Genomic DNA, 23,602 nt, shown 5'->3' with positions numbered 1-23,602 from the left:
ATCATTTTCCTTTTTTTATTTTCATTTAAAGAGTTAAAAAGCCACTTCCTATTTTTAGGAAATAGCTTTTTTAGATTAATCCAATAACTTAGCCAGCTCTTCTGCTAATAATTTTTGAGCTACTTGTGGGTTGGCTTGGCCTTTAGTGGCTTTCATCAAGAAACCTGTAAAGGCCTTATCAGCATTGCGTTTACCTGACTTGAAGTCGGCTACCGCTGCTTCATTGTCTGCGAAGACTTGATGGATAATTGGAATCAAAACTGCTGGATCTGAAATCTGTACCAAACCAGCTTTTTCAACATAATCACGCGCTGACCCTCCATTTTTTGCCAAATGTACAAAGACTTTTTTAGCAATTTTAGAAGAAATCGTACCATCAGCAATCAAGCTAATCATTTCTACTAAGTTTTCAGGAGTCAAAGAAATCGCAGCTAAAGTTTTTCCTTCAGCATTTAAGAACTGAGCCACCTCTCCTTGCAACCAGTTGGAAACTTGTTTAGCATCGCCACCTACTGCCACTGCTGTTTCAAAGAAGTCAGACAGAGCCTTGGTAGAAGTCAACTGACCTGCATCATAGGCTGTCAAGCCCAAGTTTTCCACGTAGTTGGCACGACGTTCTTTTGGAAATTCAGGTAAGGTTTCACGAACTTCTTCAATCCAGGCATCATCAATCTCATAAAGAGGAAGATCTGGTTCTGGGAAATAGCGGTAGTCTGATGATCCTTCCTTAACTCGCATGAGAATCGTCTCGCCAGTAGCTTCATCGTAACGACGGGTTTCCTGCTGGATTTGACCACCTGATCGTAAAATCTTCGCTTGACGTTCTACTTCATGTTGGAGCCCTTTTTTCACATAGTTAAAGGAGTTCAAGTTTTTAATTTCTGTCTTAGTTCCAAAAGCTTCTTGACCATAAGGACGAAGAGAAATATTGGCATCCACACGCATGGACCCTTCTTCCATCTTAACATCTGAAATTCCTGTGTACTGAATAATTTCCTTAAGAGCTGTCAAGTAGGCGTAAGCTTCCTCAGGCGAACGCATATCTGCTTCTGATACAATCTCAATCAATGGCACACCTTGACGGTTGAGATCCACATAGGAATAACCATCTGTACCGTGAGTGTTCTTTCCTGCATCCTCTTCTAAATGCGCACGCTCGATACGAATTTTCTTAGTTGAGCCATCTTCTAGTTCTATCTCAATCCAACCATTATAACCAATCGGCTCATCAAACTGAGAAATCTGATAAGCTTTAGGGTTATCAGGGTAGAAATAGTTTTTACGGTCAAAATGCATTTCCTTGTGGATAGCCATATTTAAAGCCAAGGCAGCCTTAATCCCCGCATCAACAACCCCTTTATTAAGAACAGGAAGAACTCCTGGGAAGGACCAGTCAATCACATTGGTATTGGCATTTGGGTCCTCACCAAAATGAGCAGAAGAAGGTGAGAAAATCTTAGAATTGGTGTTTAACTCAACATGGACCTCAAGTCCAATGACAGTTTCAAAGTTCATTTACTTGTCACCTCCAAAAATCACTGGTTGTTGTTTATGGTAATCAGTTGTCGCTTCAAACGCTGATGCCGCTTGATAGATGGTTTCTTCTGAATATTTTGGACCAATCAGTTGTAATCCTACAGGTAAGCCCTCTACAAAACCAGCTGGAATGGAAATTCCTGGAAGACCTGCAAGGTTAACTGGGATTGTTAATAAATCTGCTAAGTACATAGCTACTGGGTCATGATTCAAGGTGTCAAGACCAAAAGCAACTGTCGGAGCTGTCGGACCTAAAATCAAATCATAGTCTGCAAAGACTTTTTCAAAATCTTGAATAATCAAGCTACGGACTTGACCTGCTTTTTTGAAATAAGCATCATAATAACCAGATGACAAACTAAAAGTTCCTAGCATAATACGACGCTTCACTTCCTCACCGAATCCTTGGCTACGTGTTTTCACATAAATCTCTTCTAAATTCTTAGCATCGTCTGCGCGGAAACCATAGCGAATCCCATCAAAACGTTGCAAGTTAGAAGAAGCTTCTGATGATGCAATGATATAATAAACTGCAACACCATATTTAGAATGTGGTAGGCTAACCTCTTCTACTACAGCGCCTAGTGACTCAAAATGCTTGGCTGCTTTTAAGATAGTGTCCTTAACCGCTGGATCAATTCCTTCACCTATATATTCTTTAGGGAGGGCAATCTTCATTCCTTTGATTTCTTGACCAATCTTACTTGTAAAATCTGCAATCTCATTGACTGTAGAGGTGGAGTCTTTAGCATCGTGACCTGAAATAACATTTAAAAGTTGTGCATTTTCTTTTACTGTTTGTGAAAATGGACCAATCTGGTCAAGTGAAGAACCAAAGGCAATCAAGCCAAAGCGCGAAACGGTTCCATAAGTTGGTTTTAACCCAACAATCCCATTAAAAGCTGCAGGTTGACGAATAGAACCACCTGTATCCGAACCAAGTGATAAGCGAACCTGACCAGATGCAACTGCTGCTGCAGAACCACTTGATGACCCCCCCGGAACTTTCGTTTGGTCCCAAGCATTTTTAGTAGCACCATAATAAGAGGTCTCACCTGATCCTCCCATGGCAAACTCATCCATGTTAGTCTTACCAATCACCACCATATCCTTGGCATAGGCTTGTGCCACCGCTGTTGCATCAAAGATTGGTTCGTAGTTGTATAACATTTTTGAAGCAGCTGTTGTTAAAATCCCTTTAGTTGAAATATTGTCTTTAACCGCTAAAGGAATACCTGACAGAAGATTATCAGCATCAATTCCTTTTTCATCAACACGCGCTGCCTGAGCAAGCGCTGCTTCTTCAGCAATTGTAATAAAACTTCCAACAGCATCTTCACGGCTTTTAATATCTTCAAGTGTTGCCTTGGTTAACTCAAGGGCTGAGATTTCTTTTTTCACCAGAAGATCATGTAATTCTTCAATAGTCTTATGATTAAATGTCATTAAGCATCTCCTCCCCCATCCAAAATGGCTGGAACTTTAATAAAGTTATCTTGTGATTCTGGGACATTTTTAAAGAGCTCTGAGCGGTCATCCCCTTTTTGAGCCACATCTTCACGCAAGACATTTTTTCGATCTGCCATGGTTGTTGTAACCGCGACACCTGTTGTATCCACTTCGTTTAAGAGCTCAACCATATCAACAATTTTACTTAGAGTTGTCGCAAACTCTGCGGTTTCTTCGTCACTAAAAGACAGTTTTGACAACTGAGCAACGTGACGAACTTCTGCTTCAGAAATTTTCATTTTGAGCTTATCCTCCAATTAGTCTATCGTTTTTTATTATACCACATTTTAAAGTAATCACCTATCTTCTTTTCTTGCTAAACTCACAGCAAATGTAAAAAGAGCTGGGGTAAACCAACTCTTTATTTAATGATTCTAGCACCTAGAACCTGTTGAAAATGCGCCAAAGCCCAATCGTGATTTTCTTTTGTCAGACTGGCAACAGCTTTTTCTGGAATTTCAATCTGATAACCTAAATTATAAGCATCAATGGCTGTGTGTAAAACACAAATATCTGTCAACACCCCTGTTAACACAAGGGTATCAACACGACGCTCACGTAAACGAATATCCAAATCAGTCCCTGAAAATGCTGAATAATGGCGCTTATCCATCCAAAAAACACGGCTATCTGAGTGATGTTCTTGATAAAAATCCGACAATTTCCCATAAAGGGTACGGCCGTTAGTTCCTATAATATTATGCGGAGGAAAAAGATTGGTTTCTGGGTGAAATTTATCTCCCTCATCATGACCGTCAATCGCAAAAAAGATGTAATCTCCTGCCTCGTAAGCGGCCTGAGTGACTTGATAAATAGCCTCTGAAATCGCTTGAGCAGGCTTTCCTGCTGTTAATTTACCGTCATCAGCCACAAAATCATAGGTGTAATCAATTGAAATTAAAGCTTTTACCATAGACTATTCGTAATCCTTAATCTTATCAAAAATGCCTTCGTTAATGACTTTGAGGTAGGTCCCCTTCATTCCTAAAGAGCGACTCTCAATAATCCCTGCACTCTCTAGCTTACGAAGAGCATTAACAATAACAGAACGAGTAATGCCAATACGATCTGCAATAACAGATGCCGTCAAGCGCCCTTCTGTTCCGTTTAATTCACCCAAGATCGCTGCAACAGCTTTCATTTCTGAATAAGAAAGGGTGTTAATCGCCATATTAACAGCGGTTTGCTTACGAATGGTTTCTTCTAAATTCTCAGTTTGAAGATTAAGCAGTTGTAAACCAACTACTGTTGAGGCAATCTCAACCAGGATAAGATCATCATCGTTAAACTCTTTATCATTACGCCAAATAATCAGTGTCCCTAGACGCATCCCTCCACCATAAATAGGGGCAATAGTCGTCAAGCCATCAGGATAGATATCCTTAGACTCCACAGGGAAAATTGTTAAATTGCTGTCAATAGGAAGGTTCGCCTCAGTATCATAGACACGACTCACCGATTTAACATAAGTTTCAGGAAATTTTTTAGCTTCAAAAAATTCTTCGACACGATCGGTATTGGTCTTGTACTTCATTGCGTAACCAAGTAAAACACCGCCACCATTGATAATACAAGCGTTACAATCAATAATATTAGCAAGTTGATCAGCCATAATATTGTATGGTAACTCTCCTTGCAGACTATCGACTGAGCGTTGTAAAATCGATGTTATTTTTCTTGTTTTTGATAATAAATTTGCCATTTTTTACTCTTTCTTTGATCATTCCCCCCAATTATAACAAAGCTCTTCTTAAATTGCAAACAATTATCAGAAAATTCCCTACATTATTTTAATTTAATAATTTCTGTTTTTTAACGACGGTATTGACGGAGGAAACGCTCCATTTTTTCCTGTATTTCTGCCAATTCTTCCACTCGCGGCAGATAAACAATACGGAAATGATCTGGATCCTTCCAGTTGAAACCTCGTCCATGAACTAACATGACTTTTTCTTGCTTCAAGAAATTCAGGACAAACTGTTCATCATCCGTGATATTATACATGGTCGTGTCAATTTTAGGGAAGATATATAAGCCTGCCTTAGGCTTAACAGCTGATAAACCAGGGATATCTTGGATGGCTTTAGTGATAAACTCACGTTGCTCGTAAAGACGCCCTCCAGGTATTAACAACTCATCTACTGACTGATAGCCACCAAGAGAAGTCTGAACCACCTGTTGCGCCAAGACATTTGAACAAAGACGCATATTTGATAGCATGTTTAGACCTTCAATATAGCCTTTGACATGTTCTTTAGGACCAGATAAAACCATCCACCCTACACGGAAGCCACAAATACGGTGTGATTTTGATAGCCCGTTCATCGTGACCACAAATAAATCTGGTGCTAGACTCGCGATAGGAATATGTGTTGCCCCATCAAAGACCATACGGTCATAAATCTCATCTGAATAAATAATCAAGTCATGTTGACGAGCTATCTCAATAATCTGCTCTAAAATATCTTTTGGATAAAGGGCACCTGTTGGATTATTAGGATTGATAAGAACAATAGCCTTAGTATTAGATGTGATCTTAGACTTAATATCATCTATATCAGGGTTCCACTCTGCCTGCTCATCACAGATATAATGCACCGCATGACCACCAGCAAGACTGACCGCTGCCGTCCAAAGAGGATAGTCTGGCATAGGAACCAAAACCTCATCTCCATTATCTAATAAAGCCTGCATGCTCATCGTAATCAGCTCACTGACACCATTTCCGATATAAATATCTTCAACGTCAACATCTGGAATATTTTTTAGCTGACAATATTGCATAATGGCTTTTCGAGCACTAAAAATCCCTTTACTATCTGAATAACCTTCACTGTCACGTGCATTCATGATAAGATCTCGAATCACTTCATCAGGAGCTGTGAAACCAAATTCTGCTGGATTCCCAGTGTTTAGACGCAGAATCTTCTCTCCATTAGCTCGCATACGCATGGCTTCATCTAATACTGGTCCACGAATATCATAAGCAACATGCTCTAATTTCGATGATTTATCAAAATATTTCATAATCATACCTCAAATTTTTTACTTGTTAAAATTATAAACTAAATTTATAAAAAGGTGAACTAAATATATTTTTTCAACTAAGAAGACTTAAAAAGCGCATCACATATGAATCATTCTCCTCCAGAGACTTCTTAGCTTCCTTAACTAAATTAGGATAATCCGTAATCATACCATCAACTGAGCTGTTTAGATATTTTTCGATTTGATCCTCATCATTTACCGTCCAAACATAGAGCGATTTTTTTAGATACTTAGCTTCTAAAGCCAAACGTTCGCGATATGAAAAATCTTCAATAACCCAAAAATCAACCTTATTTTTGTCAAAATTCCCAATCTGTAAAGGAATGACATAACCTGTCTGTATCTCTGGTGCCAATTGTTCTATTTTTTCCATTACTGATAAATCTAGCGACATGGCTTGGTAATCTTTTTCAACACCCAGCTCTTTCATCTTATCTACAAATAACTGGGCGTAGTTATCTGGTTCTGACCCATGCGGTTTCAACTCAACTAACAATTTGACACCTAGCTCTTTTGCCCTTGCGACATAATCTTCAAAAGAAGAAATTGTACTCTGATGACCATCTTGATGAATCGCAAGTCCTATAACCTCACTTGCTTTGAGATCACTAACATTTTTATCAACCCCAGCGAGACGACTGAGATTATTGTCATGAATAACCACAAAGTGATGATCCTTGGTTAATAGAATATCCATCTCAACATAGTCCACACCTTGTTTAGCAGCTCCTTCAAGTGCTTCAATCGAATTTTCCACACCCTTTGACACGTATCCTCTATGTGCAATTGTTTTAATATTTTTATTAAAAGCTGCGCCACTAAAACGCTCCAAATTCCAAGCCATCGTGACTAGTCCCATAGCAGTGACCAAGATCATTAAAGCTAAGAGTCTTTTTTTCTTTCTAACTTTTGGGACAGAAAGAAGATAAGGACTTTTATCTTCATTGATACTGGATAAAAGATAAGAAATAGAAGATAACTTAGATAACAATGAGGCTGAATACAGCACTCCCCATGAAAAGCTTAAAAAGATTGTTTGTAATATCAGATGTTTTTCACTACTATCAATATAATTTAAGCCCATTATAATCAGCAAAGCAATGCTAAATAAGGTCACTAAAATGACCGATTCAATGACAGCTAGCTGCCATAAAATCGTGAACGTTTTCTTTTTAGTGAGTTGCCAACTTTCTTTCATGTTAGACAAAAACGGAGCTTCTTTTATCACTGTTAAAGGAAGGGTATAAATAAAGCGAATGTTCAAATAAAAAACCAAAATCCCCATTGCCATCATGATATACCGAGTAGGACTACTTTTCATGAGCTCATCGGTAATAAATTTGGGAATGTAAAGCTTTTCAACTAAAGAAGATGCCATCACATATTGCACCACGGGGACAGTTAAGATCAAGTAACCGATAAAGGCAAATAAATGAAAACCAGAGATGGATCTTAAAAATGGCTTAATTTTAAACAAAGATCGCTTAATCGTTACCCTTATTGGACTATCTTTTTGACGAATAATCTCTACTAAAATAGAAAATTCCATATAAACCAAAAGAGCAACCGCAAAGAAATAAAGGATAAATCCCAGTAACGTTAAAGGATTTAAAAAGAAATCAGCTAGATTATCCTTATTGAGTTGGACTTGATTTCCTAAAAATAAAATCAACGAAAAGAGCTCTGATAAGATATAAATCCCTATAGTAGTTAAAAATAGCTGTAGTAGCAAGGCTTTTAAGATATAGGTATATTTATGTTGATAAAGATCTCTTAAAACTTTCCTAATCATTTTTTCTCCCTTCATTTTTCTTTATTCTAACAGAAAATTTCTCACTGGCATCAAAAAATTTTCATCTTTTTTGTAAAAACGCTTTCATTTTTTTAAAAAAAGGAGTACAATAAAATCATAAAAGATAAGGAGGTCAAACTTATGTCACATCAATATGAACGTATCCTAGTTGCTATTGACGGTTCTTATGAATCTGAGCTTGCTTTTGAAAAAGCGGTTAATGTCGCTCTCAGAAATGGTGCTGAGCTTCTTTTGACTCATGTTATCGATACTCGTGCCCTCCAGAGTGTTGCCACTTTTGATGCTTATGTTTATGAAAAACTTGAACAAGAGGCTAAGGAGGTTTTGAATGATTATGAGCAACAAGCTAATAAAAAAGGACTATTAAAGGTTAAAAAGGTTGTTGAATTTGGCAACCCAAAACCACTTTTAGCTACTGAAATTCCTGATCGTGAAGGGGTGGATCTTATCATGGTCGGAGCAACTGGGCTAAATACTTTTGAACGCCTACTCATCGGCTCTTCATCAGAATACATTCTTCGTCATGCAAAAGTTGATCTGCTTATCGTCCGTGATCCTGAAAAAACTTTCTAAACATTAAAGCTTGACATATTGAGTTTCTAATCTAAAAAAGTGAAACCGATTAAATCATCGGTTTCACTTTTTATTTTTTATCCTAAATAGGTTGGTGAACAAGTTGTCTTATCATTTATTATTACTGCATCTCCCCAAAACTATTTAGGGATACAAAAATCATTCCAAAACTTAGCTGAATCATCAGCTAACAACTGGTTTTTTCCTTCTATTTTATGGAACTTAGCTTTAATTAGTGATACGTTTTTCTGTCTCTAGGTCAAAGAAGTGGCCTTTAGCAACATTAAACGTCAAATCAACACTCTCTCCTGGTTCATGGAAGTCACGGGCATCAACACGTGAGGCAAATTCTGTTTGACCAATTCTCACATACAGCATGGTCTCGCTACCTAAAAGCTCTGAAACCACGACTTCTGCTTGAACATTAGCACTTGGGAAGGTTTCTTTAACGATTTCTTTACTTGAAATATCTTCTGGACGAATTCCAAAAATTACTTTTTTCCCAAGGTAACCTTTTGCTTCTAAGACTTTTTCCTGTCCAGCCGGAAGAGCAATTCTAAAGCCATCATCACTACGAATCTCACCCTTATCAACTGTCACCTCAAAGAAGTTCATAGCTGGGCTTCCAATAAAGCCTGCGACAAACTTATTAGCTGGTTCATTGTAAAGTTCTTGCGGTGTTCCAATTTGCTCAATACGACCTATAGAGCCTGATTTATCTGGGTTTTTAGTGGCACTCATGATGACAATGCGATCTGCCAAAGTCATTGCTTCTGTTTGGTCATGTGTCACGTAGATGGTTGTCGCTCCAATACGACGGTGAATCTTGGCGATCTCTGCACGCATAGAGACACGCAATTTGGCATCCAAGTTAGACAATGGCTCATCCATCAAGAAAACTTTCGCATCACGAACAATGGCACGCCCCATAGCAACACGTTGACGTTGTCCACCAGATAGATCTGCTGGTTTACGTTGTAAAAATTCTGTCAAACCAAGAATTTCAGCTGCCTCTTTGACACGCTTATCAATTTCATCTTTGGAGTACTTACGTAGTTTTAGACCAAATGCCATATTTTCATAAACACTCATGTGTGGATAGAGGGCATAGTTTTGGAAGACCATAGCGATATCACGATCTTTCGGCGCTTGGTCATTCATGAGTTTACCATCAATATAAAACTCACCTTCGGTAATGTCCTCAAGTCCTGCAATCATACGAAGGGTCGTTGATTTACCACAACCAGATGGGCCAACAAAGACAATAAACTCTTTGTCTTTAATATCAAGATTGAAATCTTCAACAGAGTAATACGTTGCGTTTGGATACTTTTTGTAAACTTTATTAAGATTGAGGGTTGTCATAGGTTTTCTCCCTTATTTTAATTTGATTTTATTTTACCGCAAACGCTTGCATAAGTCAAGAAAAATTTTACGCAGGAAATTTCCTACGCAAAATAGATTAACGACTAGCTTTTCGGATTAAGGATTTTTGAATTTGGCGATTTAACTCTCGCTTAAGAGCTGGTTCAGGGGCAAAGCGTTCTTCCCAATCATCCGGTTTTAAAATTTTATGTGTCACAGGATCAAAATGAGCTTGACCATCTGGGAAAATTTTGCCCATATTAGCTTCATGAACAGTATCAAAAAGTGGCTTAGGATCAACTCCCATTAAAACAAAAGAACCATAAGTCAAGTAAAGTAGATCTACTAGGGCATCCACTTCTCCAACAAGTGGACTTTCTGGATGAGGTTTGTTTTGCACCTTTTTGACTGCCTTATCAACTGCAAGATGAAGATTTGCGATAGCTTGAGTAAACTCCTCTTGGTCACCATTTGATGCCGCATATAAAAACTCGACAATTTCCTCAACTTTAAAATCTGCCCGATGCCCTGCTTCTATAAGACCATAGGTCCTTGGTGTCTCACAGGTCTCACCATCCATCAGCTGATGAAAATCTTTTACCTTATTAAAATTATCATCGCTACTGGTAAACGTGCGGTCTGTTTCAATATGAATCAAACCATAATGTGACAAAGCTTTAGCAATGCCATCGTGATTATTGCTACTCGTGCGATAAGTGGCGATTGCTGCTAACTCCTCCGTCGCATTTCCCATTGCAACGCCAACACCAACACCCATCAACATCTCTTTGTCATTATCTGAATCCCCAAAAGCCATAACCTCATCTAAGTCAAAACCAAAAATTCGACCAACTCGCTCAATACCAACCAATTTAGATTGCCCTTTAGCAATTAAATCAGCAGAGTAAGGACTACTGCGTGTTATCTTTAGTTGTGGAAATTTCTCTTGGATTTTATCTGTTTCTCCTGCTGTTGCCACAAGAACGATTTGAAAAATAGGCTCACGCATAATCGTGAGAAGATTGGCACGATTCTGAGGAATAAAGCGACGAATCAAATGCTTAAAAGAGCGCTCAACTGTTTTTGTCAATCGCTTTGGAACAATACGACTAACAATTTGACCAAAACGACTTGTCCCCATATTGATGATATTAGATCCAACTAGACCAGATGCCGTTCCAAGAGAAATCTCACGACGCTTGTCTCCTGCATACTTGATCACTTTATAGATAGTTGATTTAGGAAGCTGATTTTGATAAAGAATCTGATCGCGTGTGAAAATAAATTGACCATTATAACTAACTGCAAAATCTAACTCTAAATTTTCCATAAAGCGATTGATAAAACTAGGACCACGACCAGTCGCCACACCGACCAAAATGCCTTGTTTTTTCATTGATTTTATCGCTTCTTGTGTCGATTTGGAAACAGTCTTCATATCCGTCAAGAGCGTGCCATCAATATCAAAAAAAACTGCTTTAATTGCCAAATTATAGTCCTTCTTCTTCCTCTTCTTTATGTTAAAATATAGTATAACACATTTTAAGAGAGAAATAGAATGACAATGAAAAAAATCCTTGTCCTCCACACAGGAGGTACCATCTCCATGCATGCTGATCAAGAAGGAAACGTTGTTCCTGATACAGTAAATCCGATGACCCAAGTTGGACTAGATTTAAAACAAGTCAGCCTTGATGTTTTAGACTTTCTAAATGTCCCCAGTCCTCATATCACTATGACACATATGATGGCACTTTATCAAAAAATCAAGGAAACAGCTGGACAATATGATGGCGTCGTCATTACCCATGGAACAGATACCCTAGAAGAAACAGCGTATTTTTTAGATACAATGGCACTTCCTGATATACCTGTTGTTTTGACAGGAGCCATGCGTAGCTCCAATGAACTAGGTAGTGATGGCATCTATAACTACCTTTCTGCTTTACGAGTTGCCAGCCATGAAAAAAGTAAAGATAAAGGGGTCTTGGTCGTCATGAATGACGAGATCCATGCTGCCAAATATGTGACCAAAACCCATACAACTAACGTCTCCACTTTCCAAACTCCGACACATGGTCCCTTAGGCATCATCATGAAAAATGATATCCTTTACTTTAAAACGGCAGAACCCCGTGTACGTTTTGAACTTGAGACCATCTCTGGTACCGTTCCTATTATCAAAGCTTACGCTGGTATGGGAGATGGCATTATCAGCTTACTATCTCCTGACAGTGTGGATGGCATTGTGATCGAAGCACTGGGGGCTGGAAATATCCCTCCTCAAGCAGCACTTGCCTTAGAACAATTGATGACTAATAATATCCCTGTTGTGCTAGTGTCGCGTTGCTTTAATGGTATTGCTGAGCCTGTCTATGCTTATGATGGCGGGGGAGTACAACTCGCTAAAAAAGGTGTCATGTTTGTAAAAGAACTAAACGCTCAAAAGGCTCGCATCAAATTACTCATCGCTCTAAATGCTGGTCTAAAAGGGCAGGAGTTAAAAGAATACATTGAAGGATAATATAAAAAGGTTTGTGCTTACACAAACCTTTTTATATTAAGGCAGACGATTACCTGCACTACGATAAATACGATACCAGTCTTCCCTACTTAATTCAATTTGTTTTGCAGCAACAATTTTTTCTAAACGAACAGGGTTCATTGAACCTACAATAGCTTGAATTTTTGCTGGATGACGTAAAATCCAAGCTATAATAATCGCTTCATGCGAAACACCATATTGACCTGCAAGTTCCTCAATGGTGCGTGTCAAATCTTGATAATCAGGATGCCCCATAAAAATTCCTCGTCCTAAATCAATTTGAAAAGGAGACCAAGCTTGTGGGGTTATTTTTTTCAACTGGCAATAGTCTAAAATCCCATTATCTCTATCATAAGCGGGACGATCAACCATATTAACATTTAATCCAGCGTCAATCATAGGGGTATGTGCTGGAGAAAATTGCACTTGATTGACCGCCAAAGGCTGTTCTAGATAAGCTTCTAACAGTTCCATTTGATAGCGGTTTTGGTTGCTAACACCAAAATAACGGACTTTTCCTGATTTTCTCAACTCATAGAAGGCATCTGCTACTTCTTCTACATCCATCAAAGCATCTGGACGATGTAGGGCCAGAATATCCAAATTATCTGTCCCTAAGCGTTTTAAACTACCTTCTACCGATGCTAGTATATGTTTCTTTGAAAAGTCAAAATAGCCCTCTCGAATACCGCATTTCGATTGAATGACCATATCTTCTCGCTTGATTCCAAGGCGCTTCACACTATCTCCAAAGACCTGTTCTGATTGCCCCTTACCATAAATATCCGCATGATCAAAAAAATCAATTCCAAGATCTAAACACCTAGTAATCACATCATCTACATTTTTTGCTTCTAAACTCGCCATACGCATACAACCTAGCGCAATTTTAGAAGCTTTGATATCTGTTTGTCCAATTTTTTGTGACATAAATTCTTGTAAACCCTTTCAATTTATTTGAAATGAAAAGTTGGGAAATCCCAACTTTTTTTATGATTCTGCGTAAAATTCTTGACCGTATCCTTCAACCTCAGCATTGATCTGCCAGTTGATGCCAAACTTATCTGTCAGATTACCATAAGCTGGTGACCACGGTACTGCTTGTAATTCCATAGCAATAGCTTTGGCATCTTTTGAGAGTTTTGTAAATAAGTCTTGTGCTGTTTCTGCATCATCTGTAATCAAGGCTACTGTGATGTTATCTCCTGCAGTATATGGCATCTCTGGATTATTATCAGATAACATAAAGCGCTGACCATTTAAACGAAACTGAGCATTCATGACAAAATTTTCTAATTCTTTTGGACAATCAGGCAGAAAGTCCTTGTATAGATTGACTTGCTCAACTGTTGCACCTAGTGCTTCTTTATAAAATTCGATAGCTTCAAGACCATTTCCATCCATTACCAAATAAACTTCCATTGCTTTTAACATCATCGTATCCTCTTTTATTTCATTTGCATAAAGCAACTTATTATAGCATAAGTATTTTTTAAAAAGCAAATGGTTAGCTTGAGAGAAAAACTTAAACGGAGATAGTTTTTACTATCCTTTTTTTTATCCATAAAATCTTAATGACGAACACCGTAGTGAGGGAAATCTTTTTTCATTTGAAATTCTTTATTCTGATAAGCAACTTTGAGTTTTACAGTCATATGCGTCACCTCTTTCATTTGAATAGACTCATTATAGCGGCAAACTCTTAAATAAATCTTTAACAAAACAAAAGCATCTAAGATCAAACTTTTCTTTTCTCAAATCGAAACATCTCATCCAAACCTTTACCATCATCACTTCGGTGTCGATCTGGATGATGAGGATGAAAGAACTCAACAATCTGAAAACCACAACGATTGACATAAAAGTGAATATTTCGTTTATCAAAATAAGGTGTCATGGTTTGCCAGATTTTTACCTTAGGATAAGCTTTTTCAAGTAACGCCCAAGCAGTATAACCTATTCCTTTTCCTTGCATGTTTGGAGAAATAAATAACAACTCCAAATCTCCCTTATCCCCATTAATGGACACCACTGCTCCGCCAACTCTTTCACCATCTAAACAAATCCGGTAAGCTATCCCATTAGCAAGAGATTCCTCAATGTCTTGTCTAGAGATCACTGGTTCTTCTTCAAGATGGTTGGCTAAAACGCCAAGGGCAGCTACTTGAAAAGCTTCTTGATTGTCTAGAATAAACTGTTCTTTATCTTTTTCCTCTAAATTCTCTAGTGTCACTTGATTATTTAACATACTATCACCTTTCTTTCTATTACTGTAAGGAGCTTATTAATCAAACTGCCCCTTTTCTTGTAAATTTTGAGCAATGATTTTCCACTCAGCTTGATCTTTCCAATTAGGCTGGCTAGTAATCTGACTGGCTACTTTTCTAGCTTCTTCGAGAATAGGATAATCTTCCACCAAGTCAGCTACTTGAAATTCTGGGATGCCTGATTGGCGTGTTCCAAAAATTTCTCCTGACCCCCGCATTTTGAGATCCTCTTCAGCAAGAACAAAGCCATTAGTGGTCTCGCACATTATTTTCATCCGTTGCTTGCCTGTCTCTGTTTTAGGATTAGCCACCAAAACTGCATAAGATTGTTTATCACCACGTCCTACGCGACCACGCAATTGATGCAGCTGACTCAGCCCAAAGCGATCAGCATCCATAATTACCATGATCGTAGCATTGGGAACATTTACCCCAACCTCAATAACAGTGGTAGAAACCAAAATATCAATACGATGAGCCTTGTATTCTTGCATAATGTGGTCTTTTTCTTCATTTTTCATACGACCATGCATCAAGGCCACACGCGCCTGATCTGAGAAATAATGCTTTAATTCTTCCTCCAAAGCTACCGCATTTTTTAAATCTAAACTTTCAGACTCTTCGATCAAAGGTGAAATAAAATAAACCTGGGCACCTTTTTTCAATTCACTCCCAATCCAGCTTAAAACCGACTCCATTTGCTCATGTTTAACCCAACGCGTCACAATCGGCTTTCTTCCAGCTGGTAGTTCATCAATAAGTGAAACATCCATCTCCCCAAAAGCAGTGATGGCAAGGGTTCGAGGAATAGGCGTTGCTGTCATCATCAGAACATCTGGATTTTCCCCTTTTTCACGAAAAAGGCGACGTTGCCCCACACCGAATCGGTGCTGCTCATCTGTAATCACCAAGCCCAAACGATGGTAAACCACTCCATCTTGAATCAAAGCATGGGTCCCCACAACCATATCCACTTGTCCATCAGCAATCGCTGCTAAGACTGTTCGCTTAGGACCCGCCTTCATCCCTGATGTTAAGATCGCAATAGAAAGGTCTGGAAACAACTTGGTCAAACTTTCATAATGCTGCTCTGCCAAAATCTCTGTGGGAACCATCATAGCAGACTGCAAACCAGCAGTATAAGCCGCATACATAGCAAGACTAGCAATAACTGTCTTACCACTACCGACATCCCCTTGCAAAAGACGATTCATATGACGACCAGATGCCATATCTGCAACAATCTCATCTAAACTCCGTCTTTGGGCCTTGGTTAGAGGAAATGGCAAGTCTGCAATTTGTTTTTCTAGCGCAAGAGGGTTATAATCAATTTTTAGACCACTTGTTTCTGATTTATTTTCCGATTTTAAGGATTGTAAATTCATTTGAAAATAAAATAACTCTTCAAATTTAGTACGCCTCAAGGCTTGTTTATATTCTGGTAAATCCTTTGGAAAATGCATGGCTCGACAAGCCAGTTGCCTTGTGTACAGGCGGTACTTATCTATTAAAGTCTGTGGTAAATTTTCATCTAGCAAACGATCATACCCCATCTCAAAGGCCGCTTTGATAGCCTTAGTCAAACTCGCTTGAGAGATACCTTGTGCGACATGATAAACAGGTTGCATTTCCTCTTCTACCTGAACTAAAATTTTCATGCCTGTCACAGCCCCTTTAGCTTGATCCCATTTTCCAAACACCGCAATTTCTTGTCCAACAACCACCTTATCTTGCCAATAAGGTTGATTAAAAAAAGAAACAGCAATGACCGCCTCTCCCTGTCGTACTTTAAATGACAAACGGTTACGCTTAAACCCATAATATTGAACATTAGCCGGTGTCACTACAGTTCCTGTAATGACAGCTTTCTCACCATCTAATAACTCAAACACCGATCGCGCTTTAAAATCTTCATACCGAAAAGGATAATAAAGTAATAAATCTTTGATCGTAAAAATAGATAATTTTTGAAATTTTTCTGCTGACTTAGGGCCTATCCCTGGCAAGACAGCTAAAGAATCTGTTAATAACATACTTCTCCTACTGAAAAAGCAGAGTTAGTTTCCTAACCCCACTCCTGTTTTATAGATAATCTCTTGGAATGCGATCACTAAGAAGACAAAGTACTTCGTAATTGATAGTCCCTCTTTTTTCTGCAATAGCTGTCGCAGAAATCACTTTTTCCTTATTTGTTCCAATTAAGGTCACTTTGGTGCCTAAAGGATACACTTTTGGTAAAGAAACCGTGATTTGATCCATCGATACACGACCAACGATTGGGCAAGGCTCCCCATCTACCAGCACACAAAAACCTTGCATATCTCTGGTCCAACCATCTGCATAACCAATAGGAATCGTTCCAATCACTTCTTCTTCAGTTGTTCGATAACTTGCTCCGTAACCTACTGCTTCTCCTTCAGACAAGACCTTCACATGTACCAATTCGGACTCCAAGCTCAAGGCAGGTTTTAAATCATAAGGCAACTCAAGGACAGTACCACTTGGATTAAGACCATAAATCACAAGCCCTAAACGAACAGCATTAAAAACCGTATCTTTATGCCAAAGACTTGTAGCAGAATTACTAGCATGAATCATTTCTGGAACCCAGTCTAAACCCGTTAAAATTGTTTTAAAACGAGAGAGTTGAGTATCAAAATACTCCTTTGAGGCTTCATCAGCTGTCGCAAAATGGGTAAAAATGCCTTCTACAAAAGCTGCCTTATCCCCTAATATCGCTAAAGCTTGATTAACATCATTTGCTGTCCTAAAACCAATCCGTCCCATTCCTGAATCTACTTTTAAATGTACAGATAAGCCTGTTAAATCAATACCTTTACGCTCAGCCAAATCAAGCCACTCTAAACTAGCAATGGTTAAGCAGATATTATGCTCCAAGGCCAAATTAATCTCTTCTGGCATCAAGACACCTAAAACTAAGATAGATTTTTTAATCCCTGCTTCTCGCAATTCCAAAGCTTCATCCAAATTCGAAACACAAAAGCCATCAACTTGTGACTCAATTGCCCTTGAAACTGCTACTGCACCATGACCGTAAGCATTAGCCTTAACCACAGCAAAAGTTTTTGTCTTTTTATCTAATGAAGACTGAACTTGATGGATATTGTAGGTAATTGCCTCCAAATCAACATGAATGACAGTTGGTCTATGTGGACTTGAAATCATACTTCCTCCTCTAAAATAACACTAGCTTGGACAAAATTTCCTGAATGACTGATACTCACGTGAACAGAACCTGAAAAGGGATGCTTTGAAAAATAAGGGGCCCCTTTAGCATCTGATAAAATTTCTAAATCTTGAAATCGCAGTCCCTTGACCTCTATTCCCGTTCCATAGGCTTTTGAAAAGGCTTCTTTGGCTGACCAACGCCCTGCTAAATAGGTGAGTTGCTTTTTTCCCATTAAATCAGCAAAAACCAATTGTTCCTTAGCTGTCAATACCTTTGTGACAAAGTTTTTATTTTTTTTATAAGCCTGCTGAATCTTACTAATCTCTTGTAAATCTATCCCGTGTCCTACAATCATACTGTCTCATCACCAAAAAGAAGAAGGGGGAACAAGTACTTATACGCCTCTTCCCCACTCCTTTTTTACTACCTATTATTATTTGATTAAATCTTCAAACGAATCATGTCCTAGTGTTGTATAGATTTCACGAATCATTTTTTCTGTTTTTTCCCAACCTAAACATGGATCTGTAATGGATTTACCAAATACCTCTGGCTCATCTTGACGACCATCTTCAAGATAAGACTCAATCATGAAACCACGAACATATTTATTGATTTTTTCGTTCCAATCACGGTTAATCAAAGTCTGACGGACAATACGCATCTGCTCAAGGTACTGTTTGCCTGAGTTATCATGGTTAGTATCTAAAACGATAAATGGATTTTTCAGTCCCATTTTTTCATACTGAGCAATAGCTTTGAGCAAGACATCATAGTAGTAGTTTGGTTCATTTTCCCCATGCTCATTCGTTGCTCCACGCAAGATGGCATGGGCAAGCGGATTACCGTCTGTTTCTACCTCAGCATTATGGTAGATAAAGTTTTGAGCTGATTGCGCTGCGTAAATCCCGTTGAACATCACATTCAAATTACCTGATGTTGGATTTTTCATACCTGTTGGCACATCGATACCTGATGCCACGAAACGATGTTCCTGATCTTCAACAGAGCGCGCTCCAATCGCATGGTAACTGACCAAGTCATCTACCAAAGGGAGATTAGATGGGTAAAGCATCTCATCTGCCGTTGTTAAACCTGTCTCTGTAATCACACGGTAATGAAGGTTACGAACAGCCGCAATCCCATTGATCAAATCAGGTAACTTAGAAGTGTCTGGTTGGTGCATCAGCCCTTTATAACCATCACCGTTCGTACGCGGTTTTGCAGTATAAACACGCATCACCATAAAAATACGATCTTTTACTTCTTCTTGTAATTTAGATAAACGATGAGCATACTCTAAAACAGCTTCTTCATTATCCGATGAACAAGGGCCAATCACCAAGAGAACACGATCATCCTCTCCTTTGATAATTGCCGCCAATTCTTTATCACGTGCTTCTTTTTTAACTAAAGCATCTCCAGATAGTTTTGAAAGTTCTTTCACATCTGAGACTTTAATGGTCTCACTTTTTTGTCTAATTGCCATAAATTATTTTCCTAACGAATCATAAAGTTCATGAACAAGCTGTTCAGTATTGTCCCAACCAAGACATGGGTCTGTGATAGACTTGCCAAAGACTTCTGGTTCATCTTGACGACCGTCTTCAAGGTAAGACTCAATCATAAAACCACGAACATATTTTCTAATTTTTTCATTCCAGTCACGATTAATGAGTGTTTGACGAACAATACGCACTTGCTCAAGGTAATGTTTGCCTGAGTTATCATGGTTAGTATCAATCATGATAAACGGATTTTCAAGTTGCATCTTTTCATACGTTTCAATCGTTTCAAGAAGATTGTCGTAGTAATAGTTTGGAATATTTTTACCATACTCATTAACAGCGCCACGTAAGATAGCATGTGCTAGTGGGTTACCACTTGTTTGAACTTCTTCCCCATTAAACAAGAAGTTTTGTTGGGCTTGTGCAGCATACATAGCGTTAAACATAATGTTTAAGTTACCTGACGTTGGATTTTTCATTCCTGTTGGCACATCAATTCCAGAAGCCACAAAACGGTGTTGTTGGTTTTCAACCGAACGTGCTCCAATAGCAATATAAGACACCAAATCATCAACAAGGGATAAATTCTCTGGGTAAAGCATCTCATCTGCTGTTGTGATACCGGTTTCTGTAATCACACGGTAGTGAAGGTTACGAACTGCTTTAATACCATTGATTAAGTTTGGCGCACCTTTTGCATCTGGTTGGTGAACTAGCCCTTTATAACCATCACCATTTGTACGTGGTTTAGCTGTATAAACACGCATCACCATAAAGACACGATCTTTCACTTCTTCTTGAAGTTTCGCCAAGCGATGAGCATACTCTAAAACAGCTTCTTCATTATCTGATGAACAAGGCCCAATCACTAAAAGAACGCGATCATCTTCTCCACGCATAATGGCCTCTAATTCCTTATCGCGTGATTCTTTTTTGGCTAGAACATCGCCTGTGAGACGTGTAGCACTTTTAACATCTTCTAAATTAATTTTTTCACTTGTTGCTTTAAATGACATATTTTTTCCTACTCTTTATAATTGTTGTCGTCCGTGGCAGTTTTTAAATTTCTTACCAGAACCACATGGACATTTATCATTGCGACCAACACCACTAAAATCTAGTTTCTCTGTTGATACTTCTTCACCAATTGGTTTTGCCGCAATATTTTGTGTTGCCGTTGTCGTTGCTTGATGGCTAGCACGTTCGCGTTCCACATTTTCATGAATTTGTGCTTTCATCATGGTCCGTGTCACATCAAACTCAATTGCTCCAATCATGTCGTTAAACATTTTGAAACCTTCTGTCTGATATTCGACAATTGGGTTATTTTGAGCATAACCACGAAGACCGACTGCGTTACGCAATTGATCCAAAGCATCGATATGATCAGTCCACTTACTGTCAACGACCATTAAAATCAATACTTTTTGGAACTCTATTAGCTTGTCAATATCACCTTTAAATTTAGCCACTTGACGATCATAGACTTCCATAGCACGATCATATAATTCCTCTTTTAGCTCAGCTGCTTTCAAGCCTGTTAAATCAGCCAGCGAAATGGACTCTTCTGGAACAAGATTTAAACGTGCAAAGTTTAAGATAGCCTCTAAGCCTTCTTCTTTGGCACCATAATGGGCATCAACTTGACGATCGATGGTACGTCCAATCATAGAGCGAATTTCTGGTCCTAGATCACGAAAAGCTGTAATGACATCATAACGCTCTGCATAGATGATCTCACGCTGTTCACGCATGACATCATCATATTGAAGGACTTGTTTACGCATGTCATAGTTGTTCCCCTCAACACGTTTTTGTGCGGACTCTACTTGACGAGTAAACATGCGTGATTTAATCACAGCATCCTCTTCTTCCAGACTCATACGATCTAAGAAGGCTTTGATACGGTCTGAACCAAAGCGACGCATCAACTCATCTTCTAAAGAAAGATAAAACTGAGATTCTCCGGGATCGCCCTGGCGACCAGAACGTCCTCTAAGCTGATTATCGATGCGGCGACTTTCATGACGCTCAGTTCCAATGACACATAAACCACCTAATTCGCGCACTCCCTCACCAAGCTTAATATCAGTTCCACGACCAGCCATATTGGTCGCAATGGTAACTGCCCCACGTTGACCAGCATTCATAATAATTTGTGCTTCTTTTTCATGGTTTTTAGCATTTAAGACCTCGTGTGGTACACCAGATGCTACTAATTTCTTAGAAATAAGATCACTCGTTTCAACAGCAACCGTACCAACTAAGACAGGTTGGCCTTTTTCATAACGACGTTTCACATCTTCTATAACCGCATTAAATTTAGATTCCAAAGTTGGATACAAAAGATCTGGATGGTCCATACGCTGAATTGGACGATTGGTTGGAATTGGAATAATGCGCATATTGTAGATTTCACGAAACTCTTCTTCCTCTGTTTTACCTGTTCCTGTCATCCCTGAAAGCTTTTTATACATACGAAAAAGATTTTGATAGGTAATTGAGGCACTTGTCTTAGACTCGTCTTGAATCGGAACACCTTCTTTAGCTTCAATTGCTTGATGGAGCCCATCAGAGAAACGACGCCCTTCCATGGTACGACCTGTAAATTGATCAACAATCAAAATCTCTTGTTCTGGACTGACGACATAATCCACATCTAAAGACATAATATAGTTTGCTCGAAGAGCGTTATCAATAAAGTGTGTTAAGGCTACATTTTCAATATCATACAAATTGTCAAGATGGAAATAAGCTTCGGCCTTATCAATTCCCGAGTCCATCAGTCCAATGGTTTTAGTTTGAACATCGATAGCGTAGTCTTCACGAACCAGTGTTTTTACAAACATATCTGCTCGATGATACAACTGATTGGTATCAGAACTAGCTGGTCCAGAAACAATCAGTGGTGTTCTGGCCTCATCAATTAAGACCGAATCAACCTCATCGACAACTGCAAAATTTAATGGTCGTTGAACCATGTCCTCTTGACGGACCACCATGTTGTCACGAAGATAGTCAAAACCGACCTCAGAGTTAGTTGAGTAGGTAATATCGCATTGATAAGCCTGACGCTTCTCATAAGGAGACTTGGCTGCTAAGTTAATTCCAACCGAAAGCCCTAACCAGCTATACAATTCCCCCATTTCAGTTGCATCACGTTCAGACAAATATTCATTAACTGTGATAACGTGTACACCTTCTCCTGACAGAGCATTAAGATAAACAGGCATGGTAGCTGTTAAGGTTTTTCCTTCTCCGGTACGCATCTCTGGGACATCACCATGGTGGAGGACAATACCTCCCATGATTTGAACACGATAAGGATATAAGCCTAGTACCCTTTTAGCTGCTTCGCGTACAACTGCAAATGCTTCTGGCAAAAGATCATCTAGACTCTCACCATATTGGTATCTCTCTTTAAATTCTTCTGTTTTAGCTTGCAAAGCTGCATCTGGCAAGTTGTCCATTTCATCCGCATAACTTTCGACTTTTTTTGCTATACGTTCTAATTTTTTTAATTCGCCTTTTTCATTTTCAATGATTCTGCGTATAATATGTGCCATCTGAATTCCTTTCGATAGTCTTATCGCTCCATTCTAACATATTTTAGAGCTTTCTTCAATAATCAGACAGTCTTCCATTTTTGTAGATTGTAGCGTTACAATAGATGTGAGACTTCTAGAAGTCAAAAAGAAGATTCCCTGATATGATAAGAGTACCACCACTCACCAAAAAAGGAATCTTCTCATGACTAGTATATCACAAAATCTTCGCTATTTACCACATACTCTAGAAACACGTTACCACGCTGTTAAAACCTATCAAAATGGTGCCTCTGTCGCCTTCATCTGTCGACGTTACAAAGTTTCAAAAGCCTCTCTCATGCGCTGGAACAAGCATTTTGATGGCACAAAAGAGTCGCTGAAAGACCGTTCTCATCGCCCTCTAACACCGCATCCAAAGGCTCATACCGAGCAGGAGCTAACCTGGATTAAAAACTGCATCAAAAGAAATCCAAACGCAACCCTCATCGAAATTTTTTACAAGCTCAAAACGAATAAGGGATATGATAGACACCCTTGCTCACTCTTTCGAATCTTGAGAAAACTGGACTTCTTCAAATCCCATAAAACAAAGAAAAAATCTTATGTCCCAAAACCATATGACACGCCGACTGAACTCGGTATCAAGTGGCAGATGGATGTTAAATACGTCCCGACTCACTGCTACACAGGAAAACTACCT

At 38.8% G+C, this 23,602-nt stretch carries 21 protein-coding genes; 3 read left to right on the top strand and 18 right to left on the bottom strand.

Translation table 11 applies throughout. From position 1 onward, the window contains the following. Nucleotides 1–75 precede the first annotated feature (75 nt). From gatB to ACQRDX_RS02540, 7 genes are all read right to left on the bottom strand, one after another. The gene (gatB, locus tag ACQRDX_RS02570; RefSeq protein WP_427894333.1) at nucleotides 76–1,515 is read right to left on the bottom strand and encodes an Asp-tRNA(Asn)/Glu-tRNA(Gln) amidotransferase subunit GatB; all 1,440 of its coding nucleotides are present in this window, start codon (nucleotides 1,513–1,515) and stop codon (nucleotides 76–78) included. Next, on the bottom strand, nucleotides 1,516–2,982 hold the full coding sequence (gatA, locus tag ACQRDX_RS02565) for an Asp-tRNA(Asn)/Glu-tRNA(Gln) amidotransferase subunit GatA (protein WP_354369325.1): 1,467 nt from the start codon (nucleotides 2,980–2,982) through the stop codon (nucleotides 1,516–1,518). Next, nucleotides 2,982–3,284, bottom strand: a complete 303-nt coding sequence (gene gatC, locus ACQRDX_RS02560) for an Asp-tRNA(Asn)/Glu-tRNA(Gln) amidotransferase subunit GatC (protein ID WP_354369327.1) — start codon at nucleotides 3,282–3,284, stop codon at nucleotides 2,982–2,984. The genes gatA and gatC overlap by 1 nt, the downstream gene beginning before the upstream one ends. Nucleotides 3,285–3,406: 122 nt before the next feature. Then, nucleotides 3,407–3,958 carry a cysteine hydrolase family protein gene (locus ACQRDX_RS02555; RefSeq protein WP_427894335.1) on the bottom strand — a complete coding sequence of 184 codons (552 nt, stop codon included), beginning with the start codon at nucleotides 3,956–3,958 and terminating at the stop codon, nucleotides 3,407–3,409. A 3-nt stretch (nucleotides 3,959–3,961) separates the two neighbouring features. After that, nucleotides 3,962–4,747: a GTP-sensing pleiotropic transcriptional regulator CodY gene (gene codY, locus ACQRDX_RS02550; protein WP_427894337.1), complete on the bottom strand. Its 786-nt coding sequence runs from the start codon at nucleotides 4,745–4,747 to the stop codon at nucleotides 3,962–3,964. A 110-nt stretch (nucleotides 4,748–4,857) separates the two neighbouring features. Continuing rightward, the gene (locus ACQRDX_RS02545) at nucleotides 4,858–6,072 is read right to left on the bottom strand and encodes a pyridoxal phosphate-dependent aminotransferase (protein WP_354369333.1); all 1,215 of its coding nucleotides are present in this window, start codon (nucleotides 6,070–6,072) and stop codon (nucleotides 4,858–4,860) included. A 73-nt stretch (nucleotides 6,073–6,145) separates the two neighbouring features. Beyond that, nucleotides 6,146–7,885 carry a glycerophosphoryl diester phosphodiesterase membrane domain-containing protein gene (locus tag ACQRDX_RS02540; RefSeq protein WP_427894340.1) on the bottom strand — a complete coding sequence of 580 codons (1,740 nt, stop codon included), beginning with the start codon at nucleotides 7,883–7,885 and terminating at the stop codon, nucleotides 6,146–6,148. A gap of 141 nt (nucleotides 7,886–8,026) precedes the next feature. Here ACQRDX_RS02540 and ACQRDX_RS02535 point away from each other — a divergent pair, with 141 nt between their 5' ends. Continuing rightward, on the top strand, nucleotides 8,027–8,479 hold the full coding sequence (locus ACQRDX_RS02535) for a universal stress protein (RefSeq protein WP_427894342.1): 453 nt from the start codon (nucleotides 8,027–8,029) through the stop codon (nucleotides 8,477–8,479). 228 nt (nucleotides 8,480–8,707) lie between these two features. Here the strand turns inward: ACQRDX_RS02535 and ACQRDX_RS02530 are convergent, their stop codons facing one another. Next, entirely contained in the window at nucleotides 8,708–9,844 is a 1,137-nt protein-coding gene (locus tag ACQRDX_RS02530) for an ABC transporter ATP-binding protein (RefSeq protein ID WP_427897459.1), read from the bottom strand. A 97-nt stretch (nucleotides 9,845–9,941) separates the two neighbouring features. Continuing rightward, entirely contained in the window at nucleotides 9,942–11,333 is a 1,392-nt protein-coding gene (locus tag ACQRDX_RS02525) for a Cof-type HAD-IIB family hydrolase (protein ID WP_427896366.1), read from the bottom strand. A 75-nt stretch (nucleotides 11,334–11,408) separates the two neighbouring features. On the opposite strand from ACQRDX_RS02525, the gene ACQRDX_RS02520 reads away from it, so the two are divergent. Next, nucleotides 11,409–12,368 (top strand): asparaginase, encoded by a 960-nt coding sequence (locus tag ACQRDX_RS02520; RefSeq protein ID WP_354369361.1) that lies wholly within the window; start codon nucleotides 11,409–11,411, stop codon nucleotides 12,366–12,368. A gap of 36 nt (nucleotides 12,369–12,404) precedes the next feature. Here the strand turns inward: ACQRDX_RS02520 and ACQRDX_RS02515 are convergent, their stop codons facing one another. From ACQRDX_RS02515 to secA, 9 genes are all read right to left on the bottom strand, one after another. Then, nucleotides 12,405–13,319: an aldo/keto reductase gene (locus ACQRDX_RS02515; RefSeq protein WP_427896368.1), complete on the bottom strand. Its 915-nt coding sequence runs from the start codon at nucleotides 13,317–13,319 to the stop codon at nucleotides 12,405–12,407. Nucleotides 13,320–13,379: 60 nt separating this feature from the next. Next, nucleotides 13,380–13,823, bottom strand: a complete 444-nt coding sequence (locus tag ACQRDX_RS02510; protein ID WP_427896385.1) for a VOC family protein — start codon at nucleotides 13,821–13,823, stop codon at nucleotides 13,380–13,382. 304 nt (nucleotides 13,824–14,127) lie between these two features. Next, nucleotides 14,128–14,637 carry a GNAT family N-acetyltransferase gene (locus ACQRDX_RS02505; protein WP_427896370.1) on the bottom strand — a complete coding sequence of 170 codons (510 nt, stop codon included), beginning with the start codon at nucleotides 14,635–14,637 and terminating at the stop codon, nucleotides 14,128–14,130. A 36-nt stretch (nucleotides 14,638–14,673) separates the two neighbouring features. Beyond that, nucleotides 14,674–16,689: an ATP-dependent DNA helicase RecG gene (gene recG, locus ACQRDX_RS02500; protein ID WP_427896372.1), complete on the bottom strand. Its 2,016-nt coding sequence runs from the start codon at nucleotides 16,687–16,689 to the stop codon at nucleotides 14,674–14,676. Between the two features lie 49 nt (nucleotides 16,690–16,738). Next, nucleotides 16,739–17,842 carry an alanine racemase gene (alr, locus tag ACQRDX_RS02495; RefSeq protein WP_427896374.1) on the bottom strand — a complete coding sequence of 368 codons (1,104 nt, stop codon included), beginning with the start codon at nucleotides 17,840–17,842 and terminating at the stop codon, nucleotides 16,739–16,741. After that, nucleotides 17,839–18,201, bottom strand: a complete 363-nt coding sequence (acpS, locus tag ACQRDX_RS02490) for a holo-ACP synthase (protein WP_427896375.1) — start codon at nucleotides 18,199–18,201, stop codon at nucleotides 17,839–17,841. The genes alr and acpS overlap by 4 nt, the downstream gene beginning before the upstream one ends. Nucleotides 18,202–18,279: 78 nt before the next feature. Then, entirely contained in the window at nucleotides 18,280–19,335 is a 1,056-nt protein-coding gene (locus ACQRDX_RS02485) for a 3-deoxy-7-phosphoheptulonate synthase (RefSeq protein ID WP_427896377.1), read from the bottom strand. Between the two features lie 3 nt (nucleotides 19,336–19,338). After that, nucleotides 19,339–20,370 carry a 3-deoxy-7-phosphoheptulonate synthase gene (locus ACQRDX_RS02480; protein ID WP_427896379.1) on the bottom strand — a complete coding sequence of 344 codons (1,032 nt, stop codon included), beginning with the start codon at nucleotides 20,368–20,370 and terminating at the stop codon, nucleotides 19,339–19,341. Nucleotides 20,371–20,385: 15 nt separating this feature from the next. Further along, nucleotides 20,386–22,920 carry a preprotein translocase subunit SecA gene (gene secA, locus ACQRDX_RS02475; RefSeq protein ID WP_427896381.1) on the bottom strand — a complete coding sequence of 845 codons (2,535 nt, stop codon included), beginning with the start codon at nucleotides 22,918–22,920 and terminating at the stop codon, nucleotides 20,386–20,388. 184 nt (nucleotides 22,921–23,104) lie between these two features. Here secA and ACQRDX_RS02470 point away from each other — a divergent pair. Then, a partial coding sequence (locus ACQRDX_RS02470; RefSeq protein WP_427896383.1) for a transposase occupies nucleotides 23,105–23,602 on the top strand: 498 nt, incomplete at its 3' end.

This window comes from Streptococcus sp. SGI.013, assembly GCF_050315295.1.
GTDB lineage: Bacteria > Bacillota > Bacilli > Lactobacillales > Streptococcaceae > Streptococcus > Streptococcus porcorum.
The sequence above is the reverse complement of the archived record's forward strand: the minus strand, read 5'-3'. Positions and strand labels throughout refer to the sequence as shown.